The 25,298-nt window shown below is 66.2% G+C and carries 28 protein-coding genes; 5 read left to right on the top strand and 23 right to left on the bottom strand.

What is annotated here, in order from left to right; translation table 11 throughout:
• Positions 1-20: 20 nt before the first annotated feature.
• The 10 genes from cobN to RMO95_RS05750 all read right to left on the bottom strand — a co-directional run bounded on the left by cobN (position 21) and on the right by RMO95_RS05750 (position 12,891).
• Positions 21-4,010, bottom strand: coding sequence for a cobaltochelatase subunit CobN (gene cobN, locus RMO95_RS05705; protein ID WP_310449631.1), 3,990 nt, complete (start codon positions 4,008-4,010; stop codon positions 21-23).
• Positions 4,011-4,122: 112 nt separating this feature from the next.
• Entirely contained in the window at positions 4,123-4,491 is a 369-nt protein-coding gene (locus RMO95_RS05710; RefSeq protein ID WP_310449632.1) for an antibiotic biosynthesis monooxygenase, read from the bottom strand.
• An 8-nt stretch (positions 4,492-4,499) separates the two neighbouring features.
• A complete protein-coding gene (locus RMO95_RS05715) occupies positions 4,500-4,754 on the bottom strand; it encodes a hypothetical protein (RefSeq protein ID WP_310449633.1) in 255 nt (84 codons plus the stop codon).
• Positions 4,755-4,761: 7 nt separating this feature from the next.
• On the bottom strand, positions 4,762-6,999 hold the full coding sequence (locus RMO95_RS05720) for a TonB-dependent hemoglobin/transferrin/lactoferrin family receptor (RefSeq protein ID WP_310449634.1): 2,238 nt from the start codon (positions 6,997-6,999) through the stop codon (positions 4,762-4,764).
• 91 nt (positions 7,000-7,090) lie between these two features.
• Positions 7,091-8,398, bottom strand: coding sequence for a DUF2325 domain-containing protein (locus tag RMO95_RS05725; RefSeq protein WP_310449635.1), 1,308 nt, complete (start codon positions 8,396-8,398; stop codon positions 7,091-7,093).
• On the bottom strand, positions 8,395-8,592 hold the full coding sequence (locus RMO95_RS05730) for a hypothetical protein (protein ID WP_310449636.1): 198 nt from the start codon (positions 8,590-8,592) through the stop codon (positions 8,395-8,397). The genes RMO95_RS05725 and RMO95_RS05730 overlap by 4 nt, the downstream gene beginning before the upstream one ends.
• Before the next feature lie 257 nt (positions 8,593-8,849).
• Positions 8,850-10,961 carry a TonB-dependent siderophore receptor gene (locus tag RMO95_RS05735; RefSeq protein ID WP_310449637.1) on the bottom strand — a complete coding sequence of 704 codons (2,112 nt, stop codon included), beginning with the start codon at positions 10,959-10,961 and terminating at the stop codon, positions 8,850-8,852.
• Between the two features lie 79 nt (positions 10,962-11,040).
• Positions 11,041-11,478 carry a biopolymer transporter ExbD gene (locus tag RMO95_RS05740; protein ID WP_310449638.1) on the bottom strand — a complete coding sequence of 146 codons (438 nt, stop codon included), beginning with the start codon at positions 11,476-11,478 and terminating at the stop codon, positions 11,041-11,043.
• 10 nt (positions 11,479-11,488) lie between these two features.
• The gene (locus tag RMO95_RS05745) at positions 11,489-12,250 is read right to left on the bottom strand and encodes a MotA/TolQ/ExbB proton channel family protein (protein WP_310449639.1); all 762 of its coding nucleotides are present in this window, start codon (positions 12,248-12,250) and stop codon (positions 11,489-11,491) included.
• A 2-nt stretch (positions 12,251-12,252) separates the two neighbouring features.
• Positions 12,253-12,891, bottom strand: coding sequence for a TonB family protein (locus RMO95_RS05750; RefSeq protein WP_310449640.1), 639 nt, complete (start codon positions 12,889-12,891; stop codon positions 12,253-12,255).
• Between the two features lie 185 nt (positions 12,892-13,076).
• Between RMO95_RS05750 and RMO95_RS05755 the strand changes: the two genes are divergently transcribed.
• A complete protein-coding gene (locus tag RMO95_RS05755; RefSeq protein ID WP_310449641.1) occupies positions 13,077-13,502 on the top strand; it encodes an HMA2 domain-containing protein in 426 nt (141 codons plus the stop codon).
• 156 nt (positions 13,503-13,658) lie between these two features.
• Here the strand turns inward: RMO95_RS05755 and RMO95_RS05760 are convergent, their stop codons facing one another.
• The 10 genes from RMO95_RS05760 to hemP (RMO95_RS05805) form a co-directional block, all read right to left on the bottom strand.
• Positions 13,659-13,841 carry a hypothetical protein gene (locus RMO95_RS05760; RefSeq protein ID WP_310449642.1) on the bottom strand — a complete coding sequence of 61 codons (183 nt, stop codon included), beginning with the start codon at positions 13,839-13,841 and terminating at the stop codon, positions 13,659-13,661.
• A 106-nt stretch (positions 13,842-13,947) separates the two neighbouring features.
• A complete protein-coding gene (gene hemP / locus RMO95_RS05765) occupies positions 13,948-14,136 on the bottom strand; it encodes a hemin uptake protein HemP (RefSeq protein WP_310449643.1) in 189 nt (62 codons plus the stop codon).
• 40 nt (positions 14,137-14,176) lie between these two features.
• A complete protein-coding gene (locus RMO95_RS05770) occupies positions 14,177-15,664 on the bottom strand; it encodes a 4Fe-4S binding protein (protein WP_310449644.1) in 1,488 nt (495 codons plus the stop codon).
• A 4-nt stretch (positions 15,665-15,668) separates the two neighbouring features.
• Complete coding sequence (locus RMO95_RS05775) at positions 15,669-16,478, bottom strand: FTR1 family protein (protein WP_310449645.1); 810 nt, start codon at positions 16,476-16,478, stop codon at positions 15,669-15,671.
• Between the two features lie 9 nt (positions 16,479-16,487).
• Complete coding sequence (locus tag RMO95_RS05780; protein ID WP_310449646.1) at positions 16,488-16,850, bottom strand: cupredoxin domain-containing protein; 363 nt, start codon at positions 16,848-16,850, stop codon at positions 16,488-16,490.
• Positions 16,851-16,852: 2 nt separating this feature from the next.
• The gene (locus RMO95_RS05785) at positions 16,853-18,286 is read right to left on the bottom strand and encodes a carbohydrate porin (RefSeq protein ID WP_310449647.1); all 1,434 of its coding nucleotides are present in this window, start codon (positions 18,284-18,286) and stop codon (positions 16,853-16,855) included.
• A gap of 1 nt (position 18,287) precedes the next feature.
• Positions 18,288-18,851 (bottom strand): iron transporter, encoded by a 564-nt coding sequence (locus RMO95_RS05790; RefSeq protein ID WP_310449648.1) that lies wholly within the window; start codon positions 18,849-18,851, stop codon positions 18,288-18,290.
• A 119-nt stretch (positions 18,852-18,970) separates the two neighbouring features.
• Entirely contained in the window at positions 18,971-19,453 is a 483-nt protein-coding gene (gene bfr, locus RMO95_RS05795) for a bacterioferritin (protein WP_310449649.1), read from the bottom strand.
• A 17-nt stretch (positions 19,454-19,470) separates the two neighbouring features.
• On the bottom strand, positions 19,471-19,683 hold the full coding sequence (locus tag RMO95_RS05800; protein WP_310449650.1) for a bacterioferritin-associated ferredoxin: 213 nt from the start codon (positions 19,681-19,683) through the stop codon (positions 19,471-19,473).
• Between the two features lie 13 nt (positions 19,684-19,696).
• A complete protein-coding gene (hemP, locus tag RMO95_RS05805) occupies positions 19,697-19,879 on the bottom strand; it encodes a hemin uptake protein HemP (protein ID WP_310449651.1) in 183 nt (60 codons plus the stop codon).
• 176 nt (positions 19,880-20,055) lie between these two features.
• Here hemP (RMO95_RS05805) and ppa point away from each other — a divergent pair, with 176 nt between their 5' ends.
• From ppa to RMO95_RS05820, 3 genes are all read left to right on the top strand, one after another.
• Positions 20,056-20,604: an inorganic diphosphatase gene (ppa, locus tag RMO95_RS05810; protein WP_310449652.1), complete on the top strand. Its 549-nt coding sequence runs from the start codon at positions 20,056-20,058 to the stop codon at positions 20,602-20,604.
• A 146-nt stretch (positions 20,605-20,750) separates the two neighbouring features.
• On the top strand, positions 20,751-22,385 hold the full coding sequence (locus tag RMO95_RS05815; RefSeq protein ID WP_310449653.1) for an NAD+ synthase: 1,635 nt from the start codon (positions 20,751-20,753) through the stop codon (positions 22,383-22,385).
• 17 nt (positions 22,386-22,402) lie between these two features.
• Positions 22,403-22,741 carry a P-II family nitrogen regulator gene (locus RMO95_RS05820; protein ID WP_310449654.1) on the top strand — a complete coding sequence of 113 codons (339 nt, stop codon included), beginning with the start codon at positions 22,403-22,405 and terminating at the stop codon, positions 22,739-22,741.
• A gap of 227 nt (positions 22,742-22,968) precedes the next feature.
• On the opposite strand, the gene RMO95_RS05825 is transcribed toward RMO95_RS05820, so the two are convergent.
• Complete coding sequence (locus tag RMO95_RS05825; RefSeq protein ID WP_310449655.1) at positions 22,969-23,283, bottom strand: helix-turn-helix transcriptional regulator; 315 nt, start codon at positions 23,281-23,283, stop codon at positions 22,969-22,971.
• 90 nt (positions 23,284-23,373) lie between these two features.
• Entirely contained in the window at positions 23,374-23,559 is a 186-nt protein-coding gene (locus tag RMO95_RS05830) for a helix-turn-helix transcriptional regulator (RefSeq protein ID WP_310449656.1), read from the bottom strand.
• Between the two features lie 146 nt (positions 23,560-23,705).
• Between RMO95_RS05830 and RMO95_RS05835 the strand changes: the two genes are divergently transcribed.
• Complete coding sequence (locus RMO95_RS05835; RefSeq protein WP_310449657.1) at positions 23,706-24,671, top strand: diguanylate cyclase domain-containing protein; 966 nt, start codon at positions 23,706-23,708, stop codon at positions 24,669-24,671.
• Between the two features lie 55 nt (positions 24,672-24,726).
• On the opposite strand, the gene RMO95_RS05840 is transcribed toward RMO95_RS05835, so the two are convergent.
• Positions 24,727-25,269 carry a Smr/MutS family protein gene (locus RMO95_RS05840; RefSeq protein WP_310449658.1) on the bottom strand — a complete coding sequence of 181 codons (543 nt, stop codon included), beginning with the start codon at positions 25,267-25,269 and terminating at the stop codon, positions 24,727-24,729.
• Between the last annotated feature and the right edge of the window lie 29 nt (positions 25,270-25,298).

A 25,298-nucleotide genomic window follows, 5' to 3' on the forward strand; every position in this document is an offset into this window, starting at 1 on the left:
GATTGCCGGGGCCAGGGTAGTCATGCGCTGGCTCCCTTTCGCCACTGGCGCAAGGCGCCGGCAAGGGGAAAGAGCACCAGCAGGGCGATGGCGGCGATCAGCAGGGCGCCCAGCGCTTGAATAACCTGCGGCGGGACTTGCTCCAGCTTCATGCCGGTGATCTGCGGCGGCGCGGTTGGCTTGGGTGCGGCGCTGGCGCCCTGGGTCGCAGGAGTTGGCGCGGGTGCTTTTGGCAACTGAGCGGCGCCGAGGCCGAAGCCCTGCATGCCGACGAAGGACTCGAACTTGGCGTTGTCGCTGCGCACCTCGTGGCGTCGGGCCAGGTCGCGGTAGGTCTGCTTGAGTTCCTCCAGAGTTGCGGGATCGGCCTGCCAGTAGCCGTGGCGCGCCGCTTCGAGCATGCGCTCGATGGTCTGCGCCAGGGCGTGGGGGTTCTCGCGCTCGAACCACTGCCTGAGGCCGAGCCGATGCTTGTCGCGCACATAGACGTCGGCGAATTCCTGCCACTGGTCGTCGCGCACGATCTCGCGCGCGACCATGGTCCAGCCCGAGAAATTGTTCATGCTGTCGAGCACTTCCAGCGTGCCGGCATAGCCCTCGGCCATCAGGCCCTTGATGTAGCCGGGGTGGAAGTTGCGCGTGGCGAGTTCCTTGGCGAGGAACTGCGCGGCGCCTTCGACCTTGCCGCTGCCCGTGCCGCGCAAATTGGAGATGTAAAGCTCGGGCGCCGTGCCATCGAGATGGCGCACGGCCAGCGCGATGCCGCCGAGGTACTGGAAAGGGTCGTCGGTGGTCAGCATGCCGTAGAGGTTGGAGCTGCGCGAGAGCACCGCGCCTTCGGTGCCTTTCAGGTGCGCCGAGTAGAGGTTGGCCTCCTTCCCGGCCTTGCCGCCGGAAAGTTCCTGCGCGCTCTTGCCCCAGTCGGCCTCGTCCGGGCCGTAGGCGAATTGCATGCGCGAGAGATAGAGCTGGGCCAGCTTCCGGTCGCCTTCGGCCTTGCTGGCCCAGGTGTCGGTGGCCAGCGCCGCGTCATCCAGACCGGTGCCGTACCTGCCCGACGCGGCGGAGAAGATCCGGGTCTGGCCGGCCTTGCGCGCGGCGTCCTTGGACCAGCCCTGCTTGACAAGGCTGGCGCTGATCGCGCGGGCATTGGCCGCCACCGGGTTGTCCGACTCCGCATTGGCAACCCCGGCTTCGGCGGCGAGCTGCGCCGCCCGGGCGAGCTGCTTCATGACGTTGGGGAAATGGTCGCGGTACAGGCCGGTGGCGGAGAGCACGATGTCCACGCGCGCCCGCTTGAGTTGCTCGCGCGGCACCAGCCTGACGTCGACCACGCGGCCGCCGGCATCCCATACCGGCTCGACGCCGAGGCCCCACAGCGCCTGCGCTTCGAGCAGGCCCTGGTGGCGCATGGTTTCCACCGACCAGAGCGAGAAGGTGAGCTTTTTCGGCGCGCGGCCGGACTGCTTGCGGTGGGCGGCGATCAGATTTTCCATGGCCTCCTTGCCGGCTTCCCAGGCCGCCTTGGTCGGGATGCGCGAGGGGTCGAAGCCGTAGAGGTTGCGCCCGGTGGGCAGCGAGTCGGGATTCTTGATCGGGTCGCCGCCGTAGGAAGTGGGGACATAGCGGCCGTCGAGCGCGGCCAGCAAGCCCGTCATTTCGCCGCCGGCGGCAAGATCGGCGTACCAGCGCCGGCCACGGTCGACCGCCTCTTTCAGCTTCGGCGTGAGGCCGGCGCTGGGCACGCCGTCGACGACGTGGCGCTTGAGCAACTTATAGGGCGAGGATTCGACGAGCTTGGCGTAGTCGCCGACCAGGGCCTCGTCGGCTTCCTCGTCGGGGCCCGCGGCGGCTTCGATGAAGTTCTTGCCCAGCATCAGCAGCACCGTACCGAGACGCCATTGTTCGTCGGCCCCCTTGCCGAAAGTATGCAGGCCCATGGGCTGCGCGCTGCGCGCCAGTTCGTGCAGATGGTCATGCACGGTGTCGATGAAGCCGCGGAAATCCTGTTCGATGCGGGCATCGCTCCAGGCCAGGTCCTTGTCGATGCGCTCCTTCTTCACCAACTGGAGAAATTCGGCCTTCTGCTTCTCCTTCACCGCGCCTTCGTCCTGCGCCAGCCAAGCGTGGAGCAGGTCGTGGATTTTCGTCAGTGCCTCGTGCAGGCCGGCGGGGGCGAAGGGCGGCGTTTGGTAGGTGATGGTCACGGCGCGGCCGCGACGCTTGGCCTGGGTGGCCTCGCCGATGTTGTCCACGATGTAGGGATAGATCACCGGCAGGTCGCCGATGGCGAGCAGCGGGTAGTCGTAGACCGAGAGGCCGCGCTCCTTGCCCGGCAGCCATTCCTGGGTGCCATGGGTACCGTAGTGGATCAGCGCGTCGGCGCCGAACTGCTGGCGTATCCAGAGGTAAGTGGCGAGGTAGAAGTGGGGCGGCGCCGCGGTGCTCGAATGGTAGAGGGCTTTCTCCTTGTCCTGGCCACGTTCGCCGCGCGGCGCCTGCGGCATGACGATGGCGTTGCCGAGCTTGAGGCGGGGAATGGCGAAGTACGCCTGCCCGTTGCGCCGTACCGCCATCGCCGACTTTTCCGGCTCGCCCCAGTCTTTCATCAGGGCGTCTTTCACGGCCGGCGGCAGGCTGTCCAGCCACTGCCGGTAGCTGCTCACCGGAAACAGTTCGGCGAGGCCGTCCTGCAGCAGGAGGTCGAGTTCGCGGTTGTCCGTCGGCGGCCGGTAGACGGGCGCCAGCAGGCGCTGCAGCAGTTGGGTCAGTTCCTTTTCGCCGGCGCTGTCGACGCGGTAGCCGGCGTTCTTGAGCGCCGCCAGGGTGCCCTCCAGGCTGCGCGGAAGATTCATGTAGGAGGCGCCCAGGTTCTTCTCGCCCGGCGGGTAGTTCCAGAACAGCACGGCGATTTTCTTCTCGGCATGGGGTTTCTTCTGGAGGCGCGCCATGTTCAGCGCCTTGGCGACGACGGCGGCGGACTGCGCGGCGATCGGCGCGATCTGGTCGCTCTGCTTGTCGGTGGCGGCGGCGATCTGGATGTCGGCGACGCCGGCGTATTCGGCCTGGGCCAGGTAGAAGGGCACGTCCATCAGCGCGACGCCCTGCGGGTCGGCGGCCCAGGCGGCGGCGTCGCCCTTGCGGTAGGGCATGGCCTGGATCACCGGCACGCCCATGGCCTCGAACTCCTTGCGGCGGCCTTCCGGGTTCAACATGATCTGGGTGTTGATCAGCACCTCGGCCAGTTGACGGCCGCCCGGAGCCATGATCCGGCGCATGGCGTCGGCATCCATCACCGGGCTGTAGAAGGCCAGCGGCACGGCGCCGGCGGCCTCGATGCGGGCGATCAGGTCGTTGATGAAGGCCGTCTGCTCGGCGGCGATGTACTGCTGGTGCAGGGCGATGGCGATCACCGGCGGCTTGCCGGTGCCGGTGGCATCCACCTTTTTCCAGGCCAGGTAGCCGGCCGTGTCGGCGAACACCAGTCCGGGCGCGGCGGGATGATAGATAGCCGTCTTGGGGAACACCACGGGCGGGGCGATCCCGCTCCAGGAGCGGCCGGCATGGTGGGCGGCCAGGGTCTGGAAGAAGCCCGTGAAATTGGTCTTGCTTCCATTCATGTAATAGGCATGGAGCCGTTTCGCCAGGGCATCGGGCAGGCCGTTCCAGCTCGGCTGGCCGTCATGCAGCCACAGCGAGGGTGTCTTCAGTGCCTGCAGGGCGGGCGCAAGCCTGGCCTGCACCGCGTCGCGCAGGTGGTCGCGCGGGGTGTCGAAGAAGACGAAGTCATGGCCGCGGAACAGGCCGGCGTCGACATCCGGCGGCAACTTCTCGATGAAGCGCGCCTCGACGCGGACGCCATGCGCCGCCGCGTGCTCGGCCAGCAGGCGGAACTTTCCCGGCTGGATCGGGCTGCTGCTGATGAACAGCGCCGAGGCGGCATGGGCGGCGCCGGCGGCGAGCAGCAGCAGGCAGGCCGAGGCGCGGCGCAAGAACCAGTCTGCGTTCATGGCGCCATCCCCCCATCCCCCTTCCCAAGGAAGGGGGTGACGGTGGTTCGCGCGCTTCGCTCGCTCCGTGTGGCTGACTGCGCCTCCCTTGGGGCGGCCCGGCGGGGGGCGCTCATGCCAGCGCTTCGATGCGCAGCCGCCGGCCGCGCAATTGACCGGCGATCGCGGCGAACAGGGTGCGCCCGGTCCAGGCGACGAAGTTGTCGGTCGAGGACCAGCGGCTTTCCAGGCGGAAGTGGGCCTGCTCCGGCGTGTCCGCGGCGCGCCGGCTGGCGCAGGCGAGGCAGCCCGGACTGCGGCGCATGGCTTGCAGCAAGTCGGCGATGTCGCGTTCCAGGTCCTCGGCCGGCGCCGGCGGAAACAGCAGTTCCTCGCGCACCAGAATCGGCGCCGCGGGGTCGGCGCGGCGCGACCCGCGCAGACGGCGGATGGCGGCGAAGGTGTCGTGGCGCGAGGGTATCGGATCGAGCGTGGCGTTCATGGCGGACCTCATTGCAGGGTGGAGGAGGTGGCGGCATTGCATTGCGCGCTGCCCAGCAGCATCAAGTCCCAGTCGCCGTGCAGGCGGCGCGCGGTGGCCTTGAAGGGCGGCGGCAGCAGATGGTCGGGATAGCTCTGCAGGACATCGAGCTGGCGGCGCACCAGCGCCCCCTGGCGGGGGCAGCCGGTCTGGATGAAGCGCGTCATTACCGCCAGCGCCGAGGTCAGCAGTGCGATGGGATCGGGCAGCTCGTCGGGTTTCATGGCGGGCTCAGAAATCGGCCTGCAGCGCCAGGCTCAGGCTGCGCCCCGCCTGGGTATAGAAGTCGATGCCGACGGGATTGCGCGCATCGGCCTGGCGGATATCGCTCCAGAGCCAGTACTTCTTGTCGAACGCGTTGTTCACGGCGAGCGTGAGCTGGGCGCGGCGGTCGAGCTTCCACCACAGCGAAAGGTCGGCGACGGCATAGCCCGGCGTGCGATACCAGGCGCCGCCGGTGTCGTCGACGCGGGTCTTGCGGGCGGCGGCGCGCAAACGTCCGTCGGCGCCCCAGGTGCCGAAATCGCGCGCAAGGCTGGCGGCAAGACGGCTCGGTTCGACGCTGTTGAGCGGCTGTCCGGTGGTTCCATCCGTGCCGTGGCTGAAGGCCAGCGTGCCGCCGGTGCTCCAGCCAGGGGCGAAGTCCCAGGTGGCGCGGGCCTCGGCGCCGTAGATGCGGACCCGGCTCAGGTTGACCGACATGAAGGTCGTGCCCAGGCCGGTTATGCAACGCGGATCGGCCGGACAGCCCAGGCGGACGCTCTCGATGAAGTCCTGGTAGCGGTTGTCGAAGGCGCTGAGCTGGCCGCGCAGTTTGCCGCTATTGAGGCGCAGGCCGAACTCGACGCCGATGCTGGTTTCGGGCTTCAGCTCCGCATTGGGCGATACGCCATAGCTCTGCGCGGTATTGCGGAAGGCGCCATTGACCTCGTTGTAGTTGGGGGCGCGAAAGCCGCGCGCGATCTGACCATAGGCGGCCAGCACCGGATCGAAGCGCCAGATCGCACCGAGCTTGGGCGACAGCGACCCGTACTCCTGCTTGACCGCCTGGCGCCCGATGAGGGTCAGCACCTGCTGGGCGATGGGGTCCACGTCAGGTTTCAGGCCGGTGCGGTCATAACGCAGGCCTGGGGTCAGCGCCAAGCGGCCGGCCGCCAGTCCGCTGACCTCATCCTGAACGAACAGGCCGGCGCTGTCGGTGATGCCAATGGCAAAGTCGCGCAATGGGTAGTTCTCGCCTGCCAGCGACTTTGTAAACGTGCCGGTGGTCAGGTTCCACACCCGGCCGTCGCGCAACTCTTCGGCGCGCACGCGGCCGAGATCGGCGCCATAGGTCAACAGGTGGGACAGCGCTCCGCTCCTGAGCTGCTTCTCGATCTGGACGCTGGCGCCGGTATTCTGCTGCTCGAAGAAGAAATCGCTTTCGATATAGCAGGTGTTGACGCCGGCGGCGACGGCGGAGCACCCGGCCGAGGTGTTGGTCCGGCGCTGGAAATTGTAGTTTTTCGTGTCCGCCTGCTGGTGGTGGAGGCGCGCCGTGAGGCGGTCGTAGAAGGCCGCGTCGGCGGGCAGGTGCTCCCATTCCAGGCTGGCGCGGACGCGGCGGCTGTTGTCGTCGCCGTGCATCCAGCTCACGCGCGGCAGCGAGGCCGACAGACGCAGGATGTCGGTTGCGCTGCCCTGGTCGCGGCCCTCGACGGTCGCGCTCAGTTTGTGGCCGGCGGCCGGGCGGACCACCAGCTTGGCCAGCACGCCGGCGTCTTCGGTGGTGATCGGGTTGGGCGTGCTGCGGCTGGCCGAGGTGGCATTGTTGTCGCCCTGGTTGTCGATTTCCTTGCCGCCGGCGTGGCTGTAGCCGAGCAGGAGTTCGCCCGCTGCGCCGCGCCGCGCGCCGAGCAGGGTCAGGCTCTGGCCCCGGTTGGCGCCGTAGTAGCCGGCGCGCAGACGCAGGCCGTTCTGGGCGCCGGCCTGCAGCAGATCCGCGGGGTCGAGCGTGACATAGCCGACCACGCCGCCGATGGCGTCGGAGCCGTAGAGGCTGGACGCCGCGCCGCGCAGTATTTCGACCCGCTTGAGGAAATCCGGCATCGCGGTGGGCGAGGCGCTCATGGTGAAATTGGTCGGGCCGCCGCCGTTGTAGAAATCCGGCAGGCGCACGCCATCGACCAGTTGAATCACGCGGTTGTCCTCGATGCCGCGGATATTGACGCGGGTGGAGCCGTGACGACGCAGGTCGCGCGCCATCGAGATGTCGGCCTCGTCCTTGAACAGATCGGCATCGTCGGCCGCCAGCCGCCGGTCCAGCGCCTTGCGATCGATGCTGGTGACGGTTGCCGGAACGCTGTCGATCTCGGCTTCGCTGCGGGTGGCGGTGACCACCACGTCCTTCAGCGCGGCCTCGTTGGCGGCGGCCGGATTGCAGGCAGCCGCGACGAGAACGGCCAAGGTTTGTTTGCTGAAAAACTGCATGGGAAAGCCTCCAAGATAATGTCGTTGTCTTGGCTGGCTGGGTGGCTTGCGCGACGCGCGGCTACCTTGCTGGCTGTGCTCCGGTTGCCGCTTAACCCATGGGTGCCATGGGTGCCATGGGTGCGGCGGCAATGCTGACTTGGCCGGCGGACAGGCGCGCCAGCGCCACGGCAAAGCCGGAAACGCTGGCGCCCCTGAACAGCAGGCAGGGCTTGCCGCTGCGCTTGCAATGGCGCTTCAACTGGTGATACGCGGCGTGGTTGATGCAATCGGTGGGGCACATCACGGCATCGGCGCCGGCGATCATGTCGGGCAGGCGCGACAGCGCTTCTTCCTGGCCGCCGTCGTGGTGCACCAGGCGGATGCCGAGGCGCTGCGCCAGTGCGCGGTACTGCGCCACCAGCCCGGTGCGGCCGCCGACGCAGAGCACGCTGCGCGGCTCGTCGCCGGCATCGGCGGGGAGGGTGCACCCCGAGTCGCAGTCGCCATCGCAGCCTTCATCGGGCATCAACATGCGCTCGAGCGCATCGCATTCGGCCCCGAGTTGGTCGCGCTCGGCGGCAAACCGGGTCGCTTCGGCGCGCGTCGCGGCGAGCGTTTTTTCGAGTAGCCAGATGCGCTGGGATTCGGCCAGCAGGCGCTGGTTGGCGTGTTCGAGTTCGGCGAGGCGGCGCCCCATGCCGACCATGACGCCGCCTTCCTCGAATTGAACCAGGCGCGCGCGCAGTTCGGACACTTCCTGTTCGGCCTTGCCCAGTCGCGCCAGCTTCGTTTCGAGTTCCTCGACGCGGCGTGCCAGTACGGCTTCCCGCCGCTCGGCGGTGCGTCGCTCGGCTACGAGGCTGTGGCGCTGCTCGGCGTTTTCCCTTTCGAGGAAGCCCAGCCGCCGCGCATCGGCCGCCTTGCCGGCGCCGACCTGGTGCGACAGCATGTGGATATCGGCGTAGACGAGGTGGCGCGTGGCGGTACTGGCGTGCTTGTGGGTCAGCGTCGCCCACATCGGCGCGGCGACCTCGCCGCGCGCCAGGGATTCGCGCCAGAGGCCGCGCACCTCCTCGTCGCTGCGCGCGGCGTTGAAGTGCTTGACGGTCACGGCGTACCGGCGTTCGAGATGTTTTTGCAGGGCCTCGGCAAATTCGTTGCGCGCGATGGAATAGTTCACTGCCTCCACGTGCAGGGCGAATTCGTCATGCAGTTCGGCGCAGAAATTGAAGCGCTTGGCGAAGCGCACCAGATCCTCCATCGGCACGCAGGTGCCGATCACCGGGCAATGGTATTTTTCTTCCAGTTCCCACAGCTTGAGGCGGTGTGGCGGCGCCATCGCAAGAGTTGGCGCTGGCAGCACGGCGCCCGTGCCGGGAATAGTCGGGAACAGGCCGGCGACGACGTCGGCTTTCATAGCGCGTGTTCCGCCTGGTCCAGCAGCCGCTCGCACATCTGTTCGCACAGGCTGCGGGTGTCGCCATCGAGCGTCGACGACGCGGCAAGGCGTTCCAGCAGATCGACGGCCTGGTGGGCCGAGCGCGCGCAACCGGTCAGGTCATGGCGCATTACCAGGGTCAGGGCCCCGGCATAGAGATCGTGGCTTTGCATGGTGCAGTCTCCAGTTGAACAGTGGGTGTTCCTGGCTGGCTGCCTCGGGCGGATGCTGCGGCGCAGATCCCATGGGTGGCTGGCGACTCGGATTACGAAGCAAATGATAATCATTCGCAATTGGAAAGTAAAGCAGTTTCGAGTCAAAGGATTGATTTCGGTGCTTCCTTGATTTCGACGCGTCCGACGCAAGAGTTGGCGCTGGCGGCACGGCGAGGCTGCTGCGCCGGCAGGTCGCCAGCGCAGCAGGGTTTGCATCAGAAGCGGGTGCTCACCGTCAGGCGGGCGTTGCGCGGCGCGCCCGGGCTGATGTTGTTGTCGTTGTGCGCGGTCGGGTAGTACTTCTTGTCGAACAGGTTTTCGACGTTCAGCGCCAGCCGCGTCTTGCCGTCGGCGAAGGCGTAGTAGAGCGCGGCGTCGGCGCGGGTGTAGGCCGGCAGCTTGACCGTGTTGTTGGTCGAGGCATACACCTCGGACTGGTGGATCACGCCGAGGCCTGCGCTCCAGCCGCCGCCGAAGCCGAACTTGTTCCAAACCGACAGGCTGTCCTGCGGCACCAGGCCGACGCGGCGGCCGGCGGGGATAGTGGTGCCCTTGACGATGCGGCCGTCGAGATTGGCGTAGCCGGCGTAGATATCCCAGTTCTTCGCCACTTCGCCCTGCAGGCCGAGTTCGACGCCGTCGGTGCGCTGCTGTCCGGCGAGGATCAGCAGGGCGGGATTGTTCGGATCGACCACCTTGACGTCGTCGCGGTCGGTGCGGAACACGGCGCCGGAGAGCGTCAGTTTCGGCAGCAGGTCCCAATGCACGCCGGCTTCGTAGTTCTTGGCGGTTTCCGGCGCCAGTTGCGCGGTGTTGGCGGCCAGGCTCAACTGCTCGGCGGAGGGCAGGAAGGACGAGCTGTAGCTGAGATACCAGGTGGTGTTCGCGCTGGGCGACCAGGTCAGGCCCAGGCGCGGACTCAGCTCGTTGTCGGTGCGCGCCAGATCGGTGGCGGCGACCAGGGTGCGGCGGTCGTCGAAGCTGGTTTTGAAGTGGTCGTAGCGCAGGCCGGCCAGCAGCTTCCATTCCTTGGACAGTGCAATCTGGTCCTGCAGGTACACCGCGGCCAGGTCGACCTTGACCACGTTGTCGCCCGTGGTGCCGGCGGCGCGGAAATCCGTCGCCACGGCGTAGGGCGAGCCGGCGGCCACGTTGAGGAAGGTCGCGGCGCCGAAGAAACCGTTCTTGCGCACGCTGCTGCTGTCCTGATGGCCAAGTTCGAGGCCGGCGAGCAGGGTATGGTCGAAGCCGCCCGCGCTGAACTTCGTCGTCAGGTCGGTCTGGTTGAAGACGTTGGTGCGCTTGTCGGTGTTGTTGTAGGCCTCGATGCGCACCAGGCCGGCCCCGGTGACGGCGCCGTTGGCAAAGACGTTCTGGTAGAACTTGTCGTAGTAGGTGGCGCGGAAATTGTTCTTGATCTGGGTGCCGCCGCCGAAATCATGCTCCAGCACGGCCGAGAAGCCATTGACCGTGGAGCGCGCTTCGCTCTGGTCGGCATTGCCGAAGAAGGTCGAGCGATCGGTCTCGAACGGCGCCAGGGTGGCCGCGGCGGCGGGAATGCCGCGATCGGCTGTACGTTCGTCACGCGCATGTTCGAAGCCGAGGGTCAGCGTGGTCCGCGGCGCCACCAGAACCGTCACGGTGGGGTTCACGGCGTAGCGCTTCATGTCGAAGCCGTTGCGGAAACTGTTGCCGTTCTCGGCCATGGCATTCAGGCGCCAGGCGGTTGTGTCATTGGCCTTGTTGCCGAGATCGACGCTGCCGCGCAGGCGGCTGTAGCTGCCAAGGCTGATGCTGGCTTCGCCGATGTGGCCGAACTGGGGTTTTTTGACCACGCGGTTGATCACGCCGCCCGCGCCGCCGCGGCCGAAGGCCATGCCGCCGGGGCCCTTGAGCACTTCGAGGCGCTCCAGGTTGTAGAAGTCGCGGAATATCTGCATGTCGTCGCGCACGCCGTCGACGAAGAAGTCGGCCGTGGTGTTGATGCCGCGCAGCATGACCTGGTCGCGGTTGCCTTCGCCCTGCGCGCCATGGGCGCCGGGAACATAGCGCAGCGCATCGGCCATGCCGGACATGGCCTGGTCCTTGATCAGGGCTTCCGGAATCACGCTGATCGAGGCCGGGACTTCCTTGAGCGGGGTGTCGGTCTTGGTGAAGGTGGATGAGCGCGTGGCGCGATAGCCGGTGACGGGGCCGTCGGCGCGTTCGGTCTGGTCCTGGACGTTGACCTGCGGCAGGGCCGTGTCGGCAGCGTGCAGCTGACCGATGGCGCCGAAGCTGGCCATGACGGCGATGGTCAAGGGTTTGATGCGGAGATGAAACAACATGGGTGCGACTCCTCAGGGTTGTGGCTGGCTGGGAGAAATCGCCTGGCTTGCCGGATTGCGGGTGGATAGTGGGCGGTGGCTAATTCGTTCGCGATGGATCCGTGACCGGATTTGTCACAAACGCGATCCGGGTCAGCCCGGCGCGCGCCGAGGCCGACATGACATCGGCGACTTTTTCGTAAGGCGTGACACGGTCGGCACGCAGGTGCAGTTCGGGTTGCGGCGTCAGCGCGGCGGCGGCGCGCAGCTTCTGATCGAGCACCGCGGTGGCGACCACCTCGCCGTTCCAGTACACCCGGCCGGCGCCGTCGATGGCGAGTTGCACGTTGTCGGGTTTGGTCAGGTTGGCACTCGACGAGGCCTTGGGCAGGTCGACCTTGACGGCGTGGGTCAGCAAGGGCGCCGTGACGATGAAAATCACCAGCAGCACCAGCATGACGTCGATCAGCGGAATCATGTTGATCTCGGCCAGCGCCTGGTTGCCGTCGTCATCGTCGTGGAGGGAGGCGAAGCTCATGATTCAGTCCTTATGCTGTGGCGCGCGTGCCAGCCTGCATGCGGGCGATGATGCGCTCCGAGGTGGCGGCGACGTCGCCCTGCTGCGGCGCGTTCTTGAGGCCGGTGGCGAGGAAGGTGAACACGTCGTGGGCGAAGGAGTTGAGTTCGGCCAGCGTGTTGCGGTTGCTGCGGGCGAAGGCGTTGTAGGCCACGGCTGCGGGGATCGCCACGGCCAGCCCGACCGCGGTCATGATCAGCGCCTCGCCGACCGGACCGGCAACCTTGTCCAGCGTGCCCTGGCCGCTGATGCCGATCGCCATCAGCGCATGGTAGATGCCCCAGACGGTGCCGAAGAGGCCGACGAAGGGCGCGGAGGATGCCACCGTGGCGAGGAAGGTCTGGCCGTATTCGAGGCGCGACTTGTCCTGGGCGATGGCGCGCTTCATGGCCCGCGTGAGGAATTCGTCCGGCGTGCCGGCATCGACCAGGCCGCGCGTCTCGCGCCCGGCCTTGTGCTGTTCGATGGCGGTGAAGCCGTGATGCACCAGGTGCGAGAAGGGCTCGGCGACGCCGCCCTGGCGCAGGTGGCGGGCCACGGCGTCGAGGTTGGGCGCGGCCCAGAAGGCCTTGAGGAAGACCGCGCTCAGGCGCTGAGAGCGGATCGACTGGAGGCCCTTGGTCACGATCAGGTACCAGGTGCCGACCGACATGATGGCCATCAGTGCGAGGATGAAACGCGCAATGCCGTCGGCATTGGCGAGAAAGTGGCCGAAGCCGAGGGAAGTTTCCATGGTCAATCCTTCAAGGTGAATGCAATCGGTACCAGCACCCAGGCGGCGACTGGCGTCTGGCCGAGCCGCGCGGGAACGAATTTCCAGCGCCGCACGGTGTCCAGCGCCGACTGGTCGAGGCGCGGCGAGCCGCTGGAGCTATGCAGTTGCACCTCGGCGGCGCGGCCGTCGGCCTCGACCTGGACGCGCAATACGACGCGGCCCTGTTCGGAGAGGCGGCGCGAGATTGCCGGATAAACCGGCTTGGGATTGTCGAGGTAGCCGGCGTCGAAGCGCGGCTGCGTCGCCACCGGCGCGGGCGCCGGTGCAACCGGGGCCGGCGCGGCGGCAATAGTTGGCGCTGGCGCCACGGTGGCGGCGACCGGGGCGGGTGAATCGATGGGCGCGGCAAGCTGGATCGGCTGCGGCACCGGGGTCGGCCGCCGCTCCACCGGCTTCGGCTTGGGCGGCACGATCTCCGGGTTCGGCTTGATCGCCTCGGCCGGCGCCAGCAGGCTCACGCTGAGCACGGCGAGCGGCGCCGGCAGGGCGATCAGCTTCATCTGCAACAGGCCCCAGAAGGCGGCAGCATGGAGCGCGACGACGAAGCCCAGGCCGGCGCGGGAGATCGGGCGCCGGTGAGCATAAGGTCCAGCCGTCATGACAAGCGAACCCGTCGTTCGCGTAGGCGACAGCTAGGGACGGCAGTTTCGTGGGGGGGGGCCAGCTTGGTTTCCATCAATGGGATTTCCGGTTTGGAGACGCTGGCTGGCGTTGGCTGGCTGGCTCCGGTAAAATGTAACTAAATGATAACCATTCGCATTACATCCGTCAATAGGGTTATTCCGTGATCCATATCGTTTCATCCCTGCCGGGACGCATCCGGCTACGCGATTCCTCTTTGCGCCAGCCGCAGCGGCTGGCAAGGCTGCGCGCGGAACTGGCGGCGCTGGAGGGTGTCAGCTCGGTGCGCGCCAACGCGGCAGCGGGCAGTCTGGTGATCGTCTACGCCGCCGAGTTCGACGCCGGGCGCATGGAAGCCGCGGTTGCCGCCGCTGCGGCCGCGGCGATCGGCGCGCGGCACGCGCCGCTTCGCGTCAGGCACGCGCGCGTGCGCAGCAACACCAACGTCAATCGCGGCATGCTCGGCAGCCTGGCGGCATCACTCTTGGCACTGGCCGTCGGCAAGCGCTGGCATGCCGTGAGCGGCGGCGTGTTCCTCGCCTTCCTGGCGCTACACCTGGCCTCGCACCGCCGCCAGCTGCTGCGCTGAGAGCTAGTAGTCAGTCAACAAGGAAAAGGCGCAAGGAAAAGGCGCAAGGAAAAGGCGCAAGGAAAAGGCGCATTCCCTGTAGGAGCGAGCTTGCTCGCGATAGGCCGTTGTCGCGAGCAAGCTCGCTCCTACATCCATCGGTTTCAACATGTCGGCTTACTGGTTCGGGATCTTGCGCGACGTGGTGCCGCCGCGCAGGGCATTGAGCAGGATGGCGATGGTGCTGCCGTTGTGCAGCACCGAGGAGGCGACCGGCGTCAGCGCGCCGAAGGCCGCCGCGGCGAGGATGCCGCTGTTGGCGCCGAGCGCCAGTTGGAAATTGCGGCCGATCAGCGCCATGGTGGCGTTGGCCAGTTGCTTGGCGTCGGCGACGCGGCCGATGTCGTCTTCCAGCAGGGCGATGTCCGAGGTCAGGCGCGCGATATCGGCGCCGCGCTGGCTGCGGTTATTTGGTCAGGATCAGCTTGTTCTCGCGGGTTACGCGCAGTTGGTAAATCTGCCCGGCATGCTCGATGCGCAGGGTGTTGCCCTGGCGGAACAGTTGATCCGCTGCGATCAGCGGCAATTGGCCGCTGGCCGGCGGTTCCAGGACCAGGGTTGCCAGCGTGGGTTTGGTTTCAGCAGGCAGCTTCATGCATTTCTACCGGGGGCGGCGTGCATGCTGGCGGCCGCGCTTACCAGACAAAGAAAATCAGCCACCAGATGCCGCCCACGGCGCCCAGCGGCAGCAGCCAGACCAGCCCGGCCAGCAGGCGGTGCGCCGTACCGCCAGCGCCAACTCTCACGAGTTGCCCGCCCAGCCAGGCAGACCACAGGATGCCGATGGCAAGCAGAACGCCGCGCAGCGCCGGGAGCCAGCCCAGCGCCACGCCTTCGGCGCGCATATGGGTGGCGCTCATCATCGACAGTCCGAGAAACAGACCGATGCCGGCCAAGGGCACGAGGCCCAGCGCCAGGCGGCGCCAGTCGATGCCGGCCAGGCGTGCGGCGGTACGCACCGCCAGCCAGCACCCGCCGCCGAGCAGCAGCGCATAGGCCGCGATCCAGACCAGGATCGCTGAGCCGTCGAGCCAGGAGAATACGTCCCCCACTTCGGGGTAGCGCGTCAGCAGCCACCACGCCGGGCTCTCCGCCAGCGGCCAGAAAATGTCGTGCGCCACCAGCCACTCGGCGGCAGCCTGCTTGCCTTGCACGAACCAGGGACTGACGGTCCAATGGAAGGCGCCCATGGCGACGCCGAGCATGCCGAACAGGAGCAGCGCGGCTTCGCTGCTGCGCGGCGTTTCGCCGCCGGCGCCGAGGATCTCGGCGTTGGGCGAGCGCGCCGCCAGGCTCACGGCGTCACGGTGGCCGCTGCAGCGGCCGCAGGCGTGGCACTGGCCGGCGCCCTTGAGGTGCTTGACGTCGAGCAGCGGCGCGCAATCGACGGCGGCACTGCGTTGCGGATGGGCGTCCCATGCGGCGCGGTCGATGCGGAAATGGATCGGCGCAATGCGCGCCAACAGGCTGAACACGCCCGACACCGGACACAGGTAGCGGCACCAGACGCGCTTGCCGCGGCCGTACATCCAGCCCACGGCGACTGCGGCGACGGTGGAGCCGCCGAGGATCAGCAGCGCCGCCTGCGGGTAGTCATAGACGCTGACGAGCTGGCCGTAGACGGTGGTGAGGATGAAGGCCACCACCGGCCAGCCGCTCCAGCGCAGCCATTTCGGGATGTGCCCGCCGCGCCCGTGGCGGCTGGCGAATTCGGTCAGCGCGCCTTCCGGGCAAAGCACGCCGCACCAGACGCGGCCCATGAGCATGATCGAGAGGATCACGAAGGGCCACCAGACGCCCCAGAACAGGTACTGCGCGAGCAGCACCATGCGGTCGCGCCAGCAGGCTACGTAGGCAGCCTTGTCTACCGGGCTTTGCGCGCCGGTGGCGCACAGATTGGGGTCGATCGCGGAGCTCGCACCGAAATCCGAGGAGAACAGCCGCGCCTCCGGGTGCGGGTGGGGCAGGAAGGCCGGCAGCGCAACCAGTACCAGGTAGAAGACGACGATGACCCACTGGATCGCCAGGATGGCGCGGCGACGGCGCGCCATCCAGTCGCCGAGGCGGGCCAGGCGCGGGCGCGGTAGCGGCGGGACGAAGTTGAGGATGTGCGTCTGCGCCATGATGTCAAGACACCGGTTTGGCGCTGCGGCGCAGACGCCAGAGCGCAAACGACCAGAACGCCGCGTAAGCGAGCAGCAGGCTGGCCGAGGGCCGCGCCCGGTAGCCGGCGAAGTCCGCCAAGAGCCGCCCGGCGCCGCTGCCGTCGTCGAGTAGGGTCGAGCTGTCCCACACCGGATCGAGCAGTGGCGGCAACCAGTCGAGGCCGATCATGCGGTCCACGCCGGCCATCAGCAGCGAACTGGCGATGACCAGCAGCAGGATTTCGCTGACGGCAAACAGCGTGCGGTAACTGAGAAAGCGTGCGCCGCGCGCCACCAGCGCGCCGGTGGCGGCTGCCAGGGCGAAGCCGGCCAGCGCGGCGGCGAGCAGGCCGAGGCGGTCGCCGCCCTGGCTTTCGAGGCCCAGGCCATAGAGGAAGACCACGGTTTCGGCGCCTTCCCGCGCCACGGCCAGAGCCGCCACCGCGCCGATGCCCAGGGCGCCGGCGGCGCGGCCGGCCTGGGCTTCCAGTTCGCGCCTCATGTGGCGGCCGTGACGATGCATCCAGAGCACCATTTGCACGATCAGGCCTGCGGCGAAGAGCACCATGCCCACCTGGAACTTCTCCAGCGCTTCCCCCTGCATCTGGCTCTGGGCGGCGAAGGTGGCGAAGCCCAGCGCCAGCGCCAGTCCGAGCCCGGCGCCGACGCCGGCCCACAGCCCGCGTCGCAGCGCGGCCGGATTGGGCTGACGCGCGATCCAGGCCAGCAGCACGCCGATCACCAGCATGGCTTCGAGGCTTTCGCGAAAGACGACGATGAGGGCATTGAGCACGGTGGATCCTTACTTGGCAATCAGCAGCATTTCGGAAGTGTCCGGGTGGAATTCGTCGATGAAGCGGTAGCTTCCCGGTTTGAGCGGATGGATCACGAGGAAGGACGAGGCGCCCGGCGCCAGCACTTTCTCGACCCGCAGGCTGAGGTTCTCGAACTCGCTGGGGCCGGGCCCCTCGTTCTTGATCGCCAGCTTGATCTTGCGTCCGGCAGGGACTTCCAGCCGGGCCGGAACAATGCGCCCGTTCTTGATCACGACGTCGAAGGTGACCGCTTCCGCGGGCGGCGTCTGCGCCCGCGGTGCCGTGGCCCAACCCAGCCCGAACCAGAGTGTCAGGATAAAGGCCACGCGGACCACGGGTACGGGCAGCATGCTTAGAACCCCACCTTGGCGCGCAGGCCCAGGACCTTCACCGTCGCCGCGCCGGCGTTGCCGCCGGGCTGGCGGATCCACTGCAAGTCGGGCGTCAGCTCGACGTGGCTGTTGAACTTGTAGCGGTAGTAGATCTCCATCTGCTTTTCCGAACCGCTCGCCTGGTAGCCGAAGTCGGGCACCGCGTCGCCATCGGCGTCGACGGTCAACGAGTCGTTGCGGAAGTCGTTGCTGGTGCGCAGGGCGCCGAAGGCCACGCCGACACCGTCGGATGCTCGCGCCCAGGGCGTGCCGGCGAGTTCCGCGCCGAGCGTCAGGGCGCGGTCGAAACGCGTCTTGCCGGTGAGCTGATGGCCGTAGCGGCCGAACAAGGTGACGTCGTCGGTGACTTTCTGGTCGGCCGAGAAGCCGATCCCGGCGTGCTTGCGCTCGATGCCGTCATAGCCGGCGCCGCGACCGTTGTGCCACAGATAGGCGCGGTAGTTGCCGGGCAGGTAGTTGATGCGCGCGGCGGTTTCGGCCTGGGCGATGACGAAGGGGCCGGCCAGCGAACCCGTGAAGTTGGCGCCCGGTCCGGAACCGAACATGCCCAGCGAGAGGCCCCACTCCGCGCCCTTCTGGCGCTCGTTGGCGTACTGCACGATCATGCCCGGGGCGAAGCCATAGGCGTCGGCGCGGATGTCGCCGCCGGAGTCGAGCAGCGGGTTATGGACGAAGGCATTGTTCATGAAGCGCGCCGATTCGTCGTCGGCGGCGGCGTTCTGGTCGAAGAAGACGAAGGGATCGATCTTGCCGGCGGTCAGGTGCAGATGCTCGCGGGCGTTGGCCTTCATGCCGTCGTCCATCAGCGGAATCTTGAGCTGGTACCAGGCTTGCGCCAGGATGCCGAAGGAATCGTCGGCCGGCGTGCTGCCGACTTCGAAGGCCGTGGTGTTGGCGCTGCTGGTGTAGGTCGGGCGCAGGCCGATGCCGGTGCCCTGGCCGAAACGGAAGTGGCCGAAGATCTTGCCTTCGGCATTGCCCATCTCGCCGCCCGGCAGGGTCACCGAAATATCGCCGCGATAGTTGGCGCGCGTTTCATCCACGCCGCTCGCCGTGCTGCCAGCGCCAACTTTCTGTACCACGCCGGTCAAGCTGGCGCCGACCGTGATGCCTTCCAGTGCCTCGATCTGGCGCGCCTGCTTCTGCATCGACAGGGTCTGGAACTCGACCGCCTTGAGGCGGGTGACGACTTCCGGTTCCTTCTCGCTGACGCGCTCGGTGGCCAGCGCTTTTTCCATTTCCTTGTTGTTGCGCTCCAAGCTCTCGATGCGCTCGGATAGGCGTTTCAGTTCGGCCTTGAGGACGCTCATGTCGTCGGCGGCCAGCGTGGGCAGGGCGGGCAGGGCGAAGGCCCCCGCCACGGCCGCGACCATGAGATTGCGGGTGAAATTCATTTCAGTATCCACCCTTCTTGCCGACGCCGGCGTAGGTGAATTCCCATTCGGCTTCGACGGCCTTGAACCAGGGACGCACGCCGGTGGCGCGGTCGGTGTGGCGGCCGAACATGTTGCCGGCGGCATTCTCTTTCGCGTTGGGCGGATAGATGGTGAACTTCACTTTGTACTTGCCCGGTCCCTTGAGCTTGACGTTGTCGCCGTAGTGCGGGCCGTCGCTGGCCACCATCGGCATCATGTCGCCCTTGACGACTTCGCCGCCGGGCAGCTTGGTCAGTTCGTACTTGACCAGCAGGTGGGGAATCCAGAAACCCTCGGCAAAGCCGTTGGCATTGCTGGCCAGGGCGTGGATGTCGGCTTCGAGATGGATGTCGGACTCGGCTGCCTTGCGCATGTGGCCTTCGGGTTCCATCTCCACGGCCTGCAGGTAGACGGCGGCCACTTCCATGCCGGCGAGGTTCTGCGGCACGCCAATGGGATATTCCAGGGCGGCGGCGGAAAGGGACGTCGCGGCGAGTGCGGCGAAAGCGAGGGGACGCAAGGGGAACGATATGGGGAACGACATGGCAAACCTCCAAAGGAAACAAAATTCAACTTTGGCTGGCTTGCCGCCATTCGGGATGGCTGGGCTGGCTGGCTGGAAAAAGGCGGCGCCTGCTGGGGCGCCGGCGCCGCCGGGTGTGGCTAGGATGCGGGCGATTCTCCCATCGCCGACTGCAGGTAATTCTGCGTGCCGACTTTTTCGATCAGTTCGAGCTGGGTTTCGAGGTAGTCGATGTGCGCTTCGGTATCGTCGAGAATCTCTTCGAGAATCTCGCGCGTGACATAGTCATGCACACTCTCGCAGTAGGTGATGGCCGCCTTGGTGTCGGCGTGCGCACCGTGTTCCAGCTTGAGGTCGCCGGCCAGGCATTCGGGTACGTTTTCGCCGATGTTCAGCTTGTTCAGCGCCTGCAGGTTGGGCAGGCCTTCGAGGAACAATACGCGTTCGATCAGGTGGTCGGCGTGGTGCATTTCCTCGATTGACTCTTTGTACTCATGCTTGCCCAGCGCGTCAAAGCCCCAGTTTTTGTACATTCGTGCATGCAGGAAGTACTGGTTGATCGCGGTCAGCTCATTGACCAGGCACTTGTTGAGGAGCTGGATGACTTTCTTGTCGCCTTTCATGGGGAGCCTCTTGTCGTTCAGGCTGCCGCCAGTTGCCCGGCGGAAGCGGGTCGATGGGGCGTGTGAGCGTGCAGGGAATTCTTCAGCACGTCGCGCGCGCAACCCGTACAGCGGCCGCAGCAGGCACCAACGCCGAGTTGCTCGCGCAATTGTCGCAGACTGCAGCAGCCTTCGGCAACGGCGCTGCCGATATCGCTTTCGGTGACCGCATTGCAGATGCAGACGTACATGACGGCTCCTGGCTTACTTGGTGAGGATCAGCTTGCCCTGCCGGGTGCGCCGCAGGCGGTAGGTTTCGCCCTGATGGGTGATCTCGACTTCCCCCTTGGCTCCGAGCAGGACCGCGCTGTCCAGCGGGTGCCGCGCCTCGGCGCTGCTGCGCGGCAGTTCGGGCTTGATGTTCAGCGGCAGGGCTTCGGTCTTCATGGCGGTTAGAGATAAATGCGAAACGGAATGCGAATGATTCTCAATGATGAGGACCGCTTTGTCAATAGGGAATACCGAGTTTTCTGGCTGACGTGTGGCGGCGCACATACATGGCTTCGTCAGGAAGGCGAAATCTTGCGGCGCTATAATTCGCGCTTTAGCAAAAAGGAGTGGCCATGGGCCTCGATCGCGTTCCTTCCGGCAAGGATTTGCCGAATGATTTCAATGTGGTTATCGAGATTTCGATGCACTCCGAGCCGATCAAGTACGAAGTCGACAAGGATTCCGGCGCGATATTCGTCGATCGCTTCATGTGCACCGCCATGCACTACCCGTGCAATTACGGCTACATCCCCCACACCATCGCCGGCGACGGCGACCCGGTGGATGTCCTGGTGATGTCGCAGTTCGCCCTGCCGCCGGGCGTGGTGGTGCGCTGCCGGCCGATCGGCATGCTGAAGATGACCGACGAGGCGGGTGAGGACGCGAAACTGCTGGCCGTGCCGGTGGATAAGCTGACGCCGATGTACCGGAACGTAGATAGCCCGCGCGACCTGCCGCAGATCATGCTCGACCAGATCTCGCATTTCTTCGAGCACTACAAGGATCTCGAACCCGGCAAGTTCGTCAAGGTTCAGGGCTGGCTGGGCGTCGAAGACGCCAAGAAGGAAATCATGGAAGGCGTTGCCGCCTATGAGGCCGCCAAGGATAAGCCAGCGTTTTGAGTTTCTTCCGCCCCGTCTGAGCCCGCCGCCAGGCAGGCTTTTTTATGTCCGAGCGCAGCGAGGACGGTATCCAGAGGAATGTCCGCGCCTGAGGCGCGGACGGTATCCCCCGGTGGGATGCGGCGCCATCCGCTATAGTTAGACCCATGAGCCGTCTTCGCGTAGCCATTGCCCAGTTCAACGCCCATGTTGGCGATCTTGCCGGCAATTCCGCCCGGATTCTGGAGTTCGCCGCGCGCGCCCGTGACGCGGGTGCCGATGTACTGCTGACGCCGGAACTGGCGCTCAGCGGTTATCCGCCGGAAGATCTGCTGATGCGGCCGGATTTTTATCGCGCCTGCGCAGCACAGCTCGATCGTCTGGCGCGCGCTGTCGCGCTGCCGATCGTGATCGGCTATCCCGAGGAATCGGCCGGCAAGCGCTACAACGCCGCGTCGCTATTGCTCAACGGCCGGGTGGCGGCGACCTACCGCAAGCATCGCCTGCCCAACTACGAAGTTTTCGACGAAGAGCGCTATTTCGCCGCAGGCCGCGAACCCTGCGTGATCGAACTGAATGGCGTCCGTTGCGGCCTGGCGATCTGCGCCGATGTCTGGGAATACGGCGCCACCGAGGCGGCCGCCGTGGCCGGAGCCGAACTGATCCTGACGCTGAACGCCTCGCCCTTCCACATGAACAAGCAGGCGCGGCGCTACGAGGTGCTGCGCGACCGGGTGGCGGCCACCGGCAAACCGGTGATCTACGCCAATCTGGTGGGCGGCCAGGATGAACTGGTGTTCGACGGCGCCTCCTTCGCGCTGGACGGACAGGGCCGCCTCACCCACCAGTTGCCGGCTTTCGTCGAGGCCCTGGAATTCGTCGATTATGCCGACGGCAATCTGCTGCCCGGCCCCGTGGCCGAGCCGCCTTCGCGCGAAGCGGAGGTCTATTCCGCGCTGAAGCTGGGCGTGGCCGATTACCTCGGCAAGAACGGCTTTCCCGGCGCCATCATCGGCCTTTCCGGCGGCATCGATTCGGCGCTGACGCTGGCGATCGCGGTCGACGCGCTGGGTGCCGACCGCGTGCGCTGCGTGATGATGCCCTCGCCCTGGACCGCGCAGATGAGCCTCGACGATTCGCGCGAAATGGTGCGGCGGCTCGGCGTGCAGTACGACGAGATTCCCATTGCGGCGGCAATGGACCAGTTCGCCGCCATGCTGGCGCCGACTTTTGCCGCCATCGAGAAAACTGCGGGCCCGAAACCGGCCTGGGACACTACCGACGAGAACCTGCAGGCGCGGATTCGCGGCATGTTGCTGATGGCGCTGTCGAATCGCACCGGACGCATCGTGCTGACCACCGGCAACAAGAGCGAAATGGCGGTCGGCTATGCCACGCTTTACGGCGACATGGCCGGCGGCTTTGCGGTAATCAAGGACGTCGCGAAAACCTTCGTCTATGACCTGGCGCGCTGGCGCAACGCGGTTTCCGACGTGATTCCGCAGAACATCATCGCGCGCGCGCCCTCGGCCGAACTCAAGCCCGGACAGACCGACCAGGACACCCTGCCATCCTACGAAGTGCTCGACGCGATCATCGAGGCCTACATGGAGCGCGACGAAAGCCCGCGCCAGATCATCGCCCGCGGCTACCCCGAGGCGGAGGTGCGCAAGGTGGTCGGCATGCTGAAGAAAAACGAATACAAGCGGCGCCAGGCGCCGGTCGGGATTCGCGTCACGCAACGCGGATTCGGCAAGGATTGGCGCTATCCGATAACATCGCGTTATCCAGACGAGTACTGAATCAAGGGAAACCAGACATGAAGAAAATCGAAGCCGTGATCAAGCCGTTCAAGCTCGACGAAGTCCGCGAAGCGCTGTCGGACGTCGGTGTGACGGGACTGACTGTCACCGAGGTCAAGGGCTTCGGCCGCCAGAAGGGCCATACCGAGCTTTACCGCGGAGCGGAGTACGTGGTCGATTTCCTGCCCAAGATCAAGATCGAGATCGTCGTCGCCGACGAAACCGTTGAACCGGCCATCGAGGCCATCATCAAGGCGGCGCGCACCGGCAAGATCGGCGACGGCAAGATTTTCGTCTCCGCGGTCGAGCAAGTCGTGCGCATCCGCACCGGTGAGGCGAACGAAGCGGCCATCTGACCGGACTCTGGGCCGGCCGGATTGCTGCTTGGCGGCAAACTGGAGGGCCTGTCCCCCGGCCTCTTTTCCCGGCCGACTTTGCGCAGCCGGCCGGCTGCGGCGCGGAGCATGCTCCCAGCGAATTCCCGCCTCGCTCCGGGGAACGGAGTGACTATGTTGGCTCGCTGCGCTCGATTATTCAGCAGCCACCCGCACCGCCGCGACATCCGTGGCGGCCATGGGCCGGATTAGGACGAGGACATTTCCCGGACTGTAGCAAGGAGATGGTCCTTTTGCTTCGGCTCCAACCCCTCCCAGAGTGCGAGCAGTTCCGCAAGATCGTCATTGTCCGCCGCGAAATACGCGGAAGGCACTTTCAATACCCGCGCCAACCTGGCTGCCGTCAAGGCATCCGGGTGATGCTTGCCTCGTTCGTATTGGTTGATACGAGGGCTGGCGGAGGATTCGTCGATTCCCGCCGCCACGCCCAGCGCCATTTGCGAGAGCCCGCAACGCAATCGGGCTTCCCGCAATCGCTTTGAAAAAATCGTCGTATCGGACATGAGTCTTGGGAAAGGTGAATCGCCCAAGGTTCATGCATTTCTGATTGACCGATACTAAGGATTCCTTAGTATCGATTCATGCCATTGCGCTTAAAGTCCGGCCTGGGCAAATAGCTCCGAGGGACGACAACCCAAGGCGCGGGCAATCTTGATGACATTGAGGACTGTCACATTGCGTTCGCCGCGTTCGATTTTCCCCATGTGGCTGCGGTCGATTTCGGCCAGGTAGGCGAGAGTCTCCTGGGAGATTTTCTTTTCCTTACGCAGGGAACGCATTGCTGCACCGATCAGGACGAGCGCGTTGTCGGGTTTGGACGCTTGGCTTGGCATAAAGCCAATCGTGGCGTTATGATCCTTATATAGCCACGGCTTTTACGACTCATTTATGGCGTGGTGGGGAAACGGAATCGACGGGAGGTATCTTGATACGGGATCGAAGCCGGCGTGAACCGGAGACTGTCCGTGCGGCCAACGCGCAGAGGCGGCAACTGGCCGCCAGCGTATTCGAGCACGCCCATGACGGCATCGTGATCACCGACCGGGCGGGGCGGATTCTCCAGGTCAACGACGCCTTCATGCGGATCACCGGGTACGCGGCCGACGAACTGGTCGGCAACAATCCACGCCTGCTTCAATCTGGACGGCATGCTCCCGAGTTCTACGCAGCCCTTTGGGCCGCCGTGACACGGGAGGGCGTCTGGCGCGGGGAAATCTGGAACCGCCGCAAGAACGGCGAAATCTACGCCGAGCTGCTGACCCTTTCTGCCATTTGCAGCGCCAATGGCCGGGTGCGGAACTACGTCGGGGTCTATTCCGACATGACCGGGCGGAAGGAGAGCCAGCGCCGACTGGAACGCATGGCGCATTACGACACGCTGACCCAATTGCCGAACCGGGTGCTGTTCGCCGACCGTTTGCGGATCGCCTTGGCGCAAGCGCGCCGCACTGGCAAGCTGTTGGCGGTTTGCTATCTCGATCTCGACGACTTCAAGCCGATCAACGACATCTACGGCCACCCGGCTGGCGATCGTCTGTTGGCCGAGGTCGCGGGCAGATTGGCGGACGCTGTCCGCGGCGGCGACACGGTCGCCCGGCTCGGCGGGGACGAGTTCGCATTGCTGCTGGGGGAGCTCGACGATGCAAATGAGTGCCGACCCGCGCTGGAGCGGGTATTTTCCACGCTGGGGCGGCCTTTTGGAATAGAGAGCGAAACCGTATCCATTTCCGCGAGCATTGGCGTGACCTTGTTTCCCCTCGACGATAGCGACCCGGAGACCTTGCTGCGTCATGCGGACCAAGCGATGTACGTCGCCAAACGGAAAGGCAGAAATCATTTCCAGGTGTTCGACGCGACGCAGAAGAAGAGCAGTACGCCGCTGCCGGCCTGACGTCCCGGATGCCCGCCTGCGCGCGCATCGGGCGCTGACGGGCACGAAGGCTGTCTCAGGCGGCCAGTAGTACCACCACCGCACCGGCACCGCCTTCGGCGGCGCGCGCCTGACAGAAGGCCAGCACCTCCTGACGCTGGCTCAGCCAGCCCAGCACCAGCTTCTTCAGCACCGGCTCGCGGCCCGGCGAGCTCAGGCCCTTGCCGTGCACGATGCGCACGCAGCGGTAGCCGTGCTGCCGGCATTCGGCCAGGAAGGTCAGGACCGCAGTTCGCGCCTGATCGCGATTCAGGCCATGCAGGTCGAGTTTTTCCTGGGTCACCCAGCGCCCGCGGCGCAGGTCGCGCAGCCAGGCTTTGGGCAGGCTGTCGCGCCGCCAGGCGGCTTCGTCGCCGCCTTCCAGATAGAGGTCGATCAGCACCGGGCCGTGCAGGGATTCGTCGAGCGCCGCGGCCTCGTCGTGCAGGTGCTGACGTGGAATCGCGGGCGGCAGCGGTGGTTCGTGATGCACGCGGTCCCATTCCAGGCGCTCGACATCGGCCATCGCCTGTTGGAACGCGGCCCGTTCTTCGGCCGACGGTATGGCGCGCTTGCTCACGTCCGACGGCAGTGCCGGGAGCGGGTCCG

It is taken from the genome of Sulfuritalea sp. (assembly GCF_031426875.1).
Lineage (GTDB): Bacteria > Pseudomonadota > Gammaproteobacteria > Burkholderiales > Rhodocyclaceae > Sulfuritalea.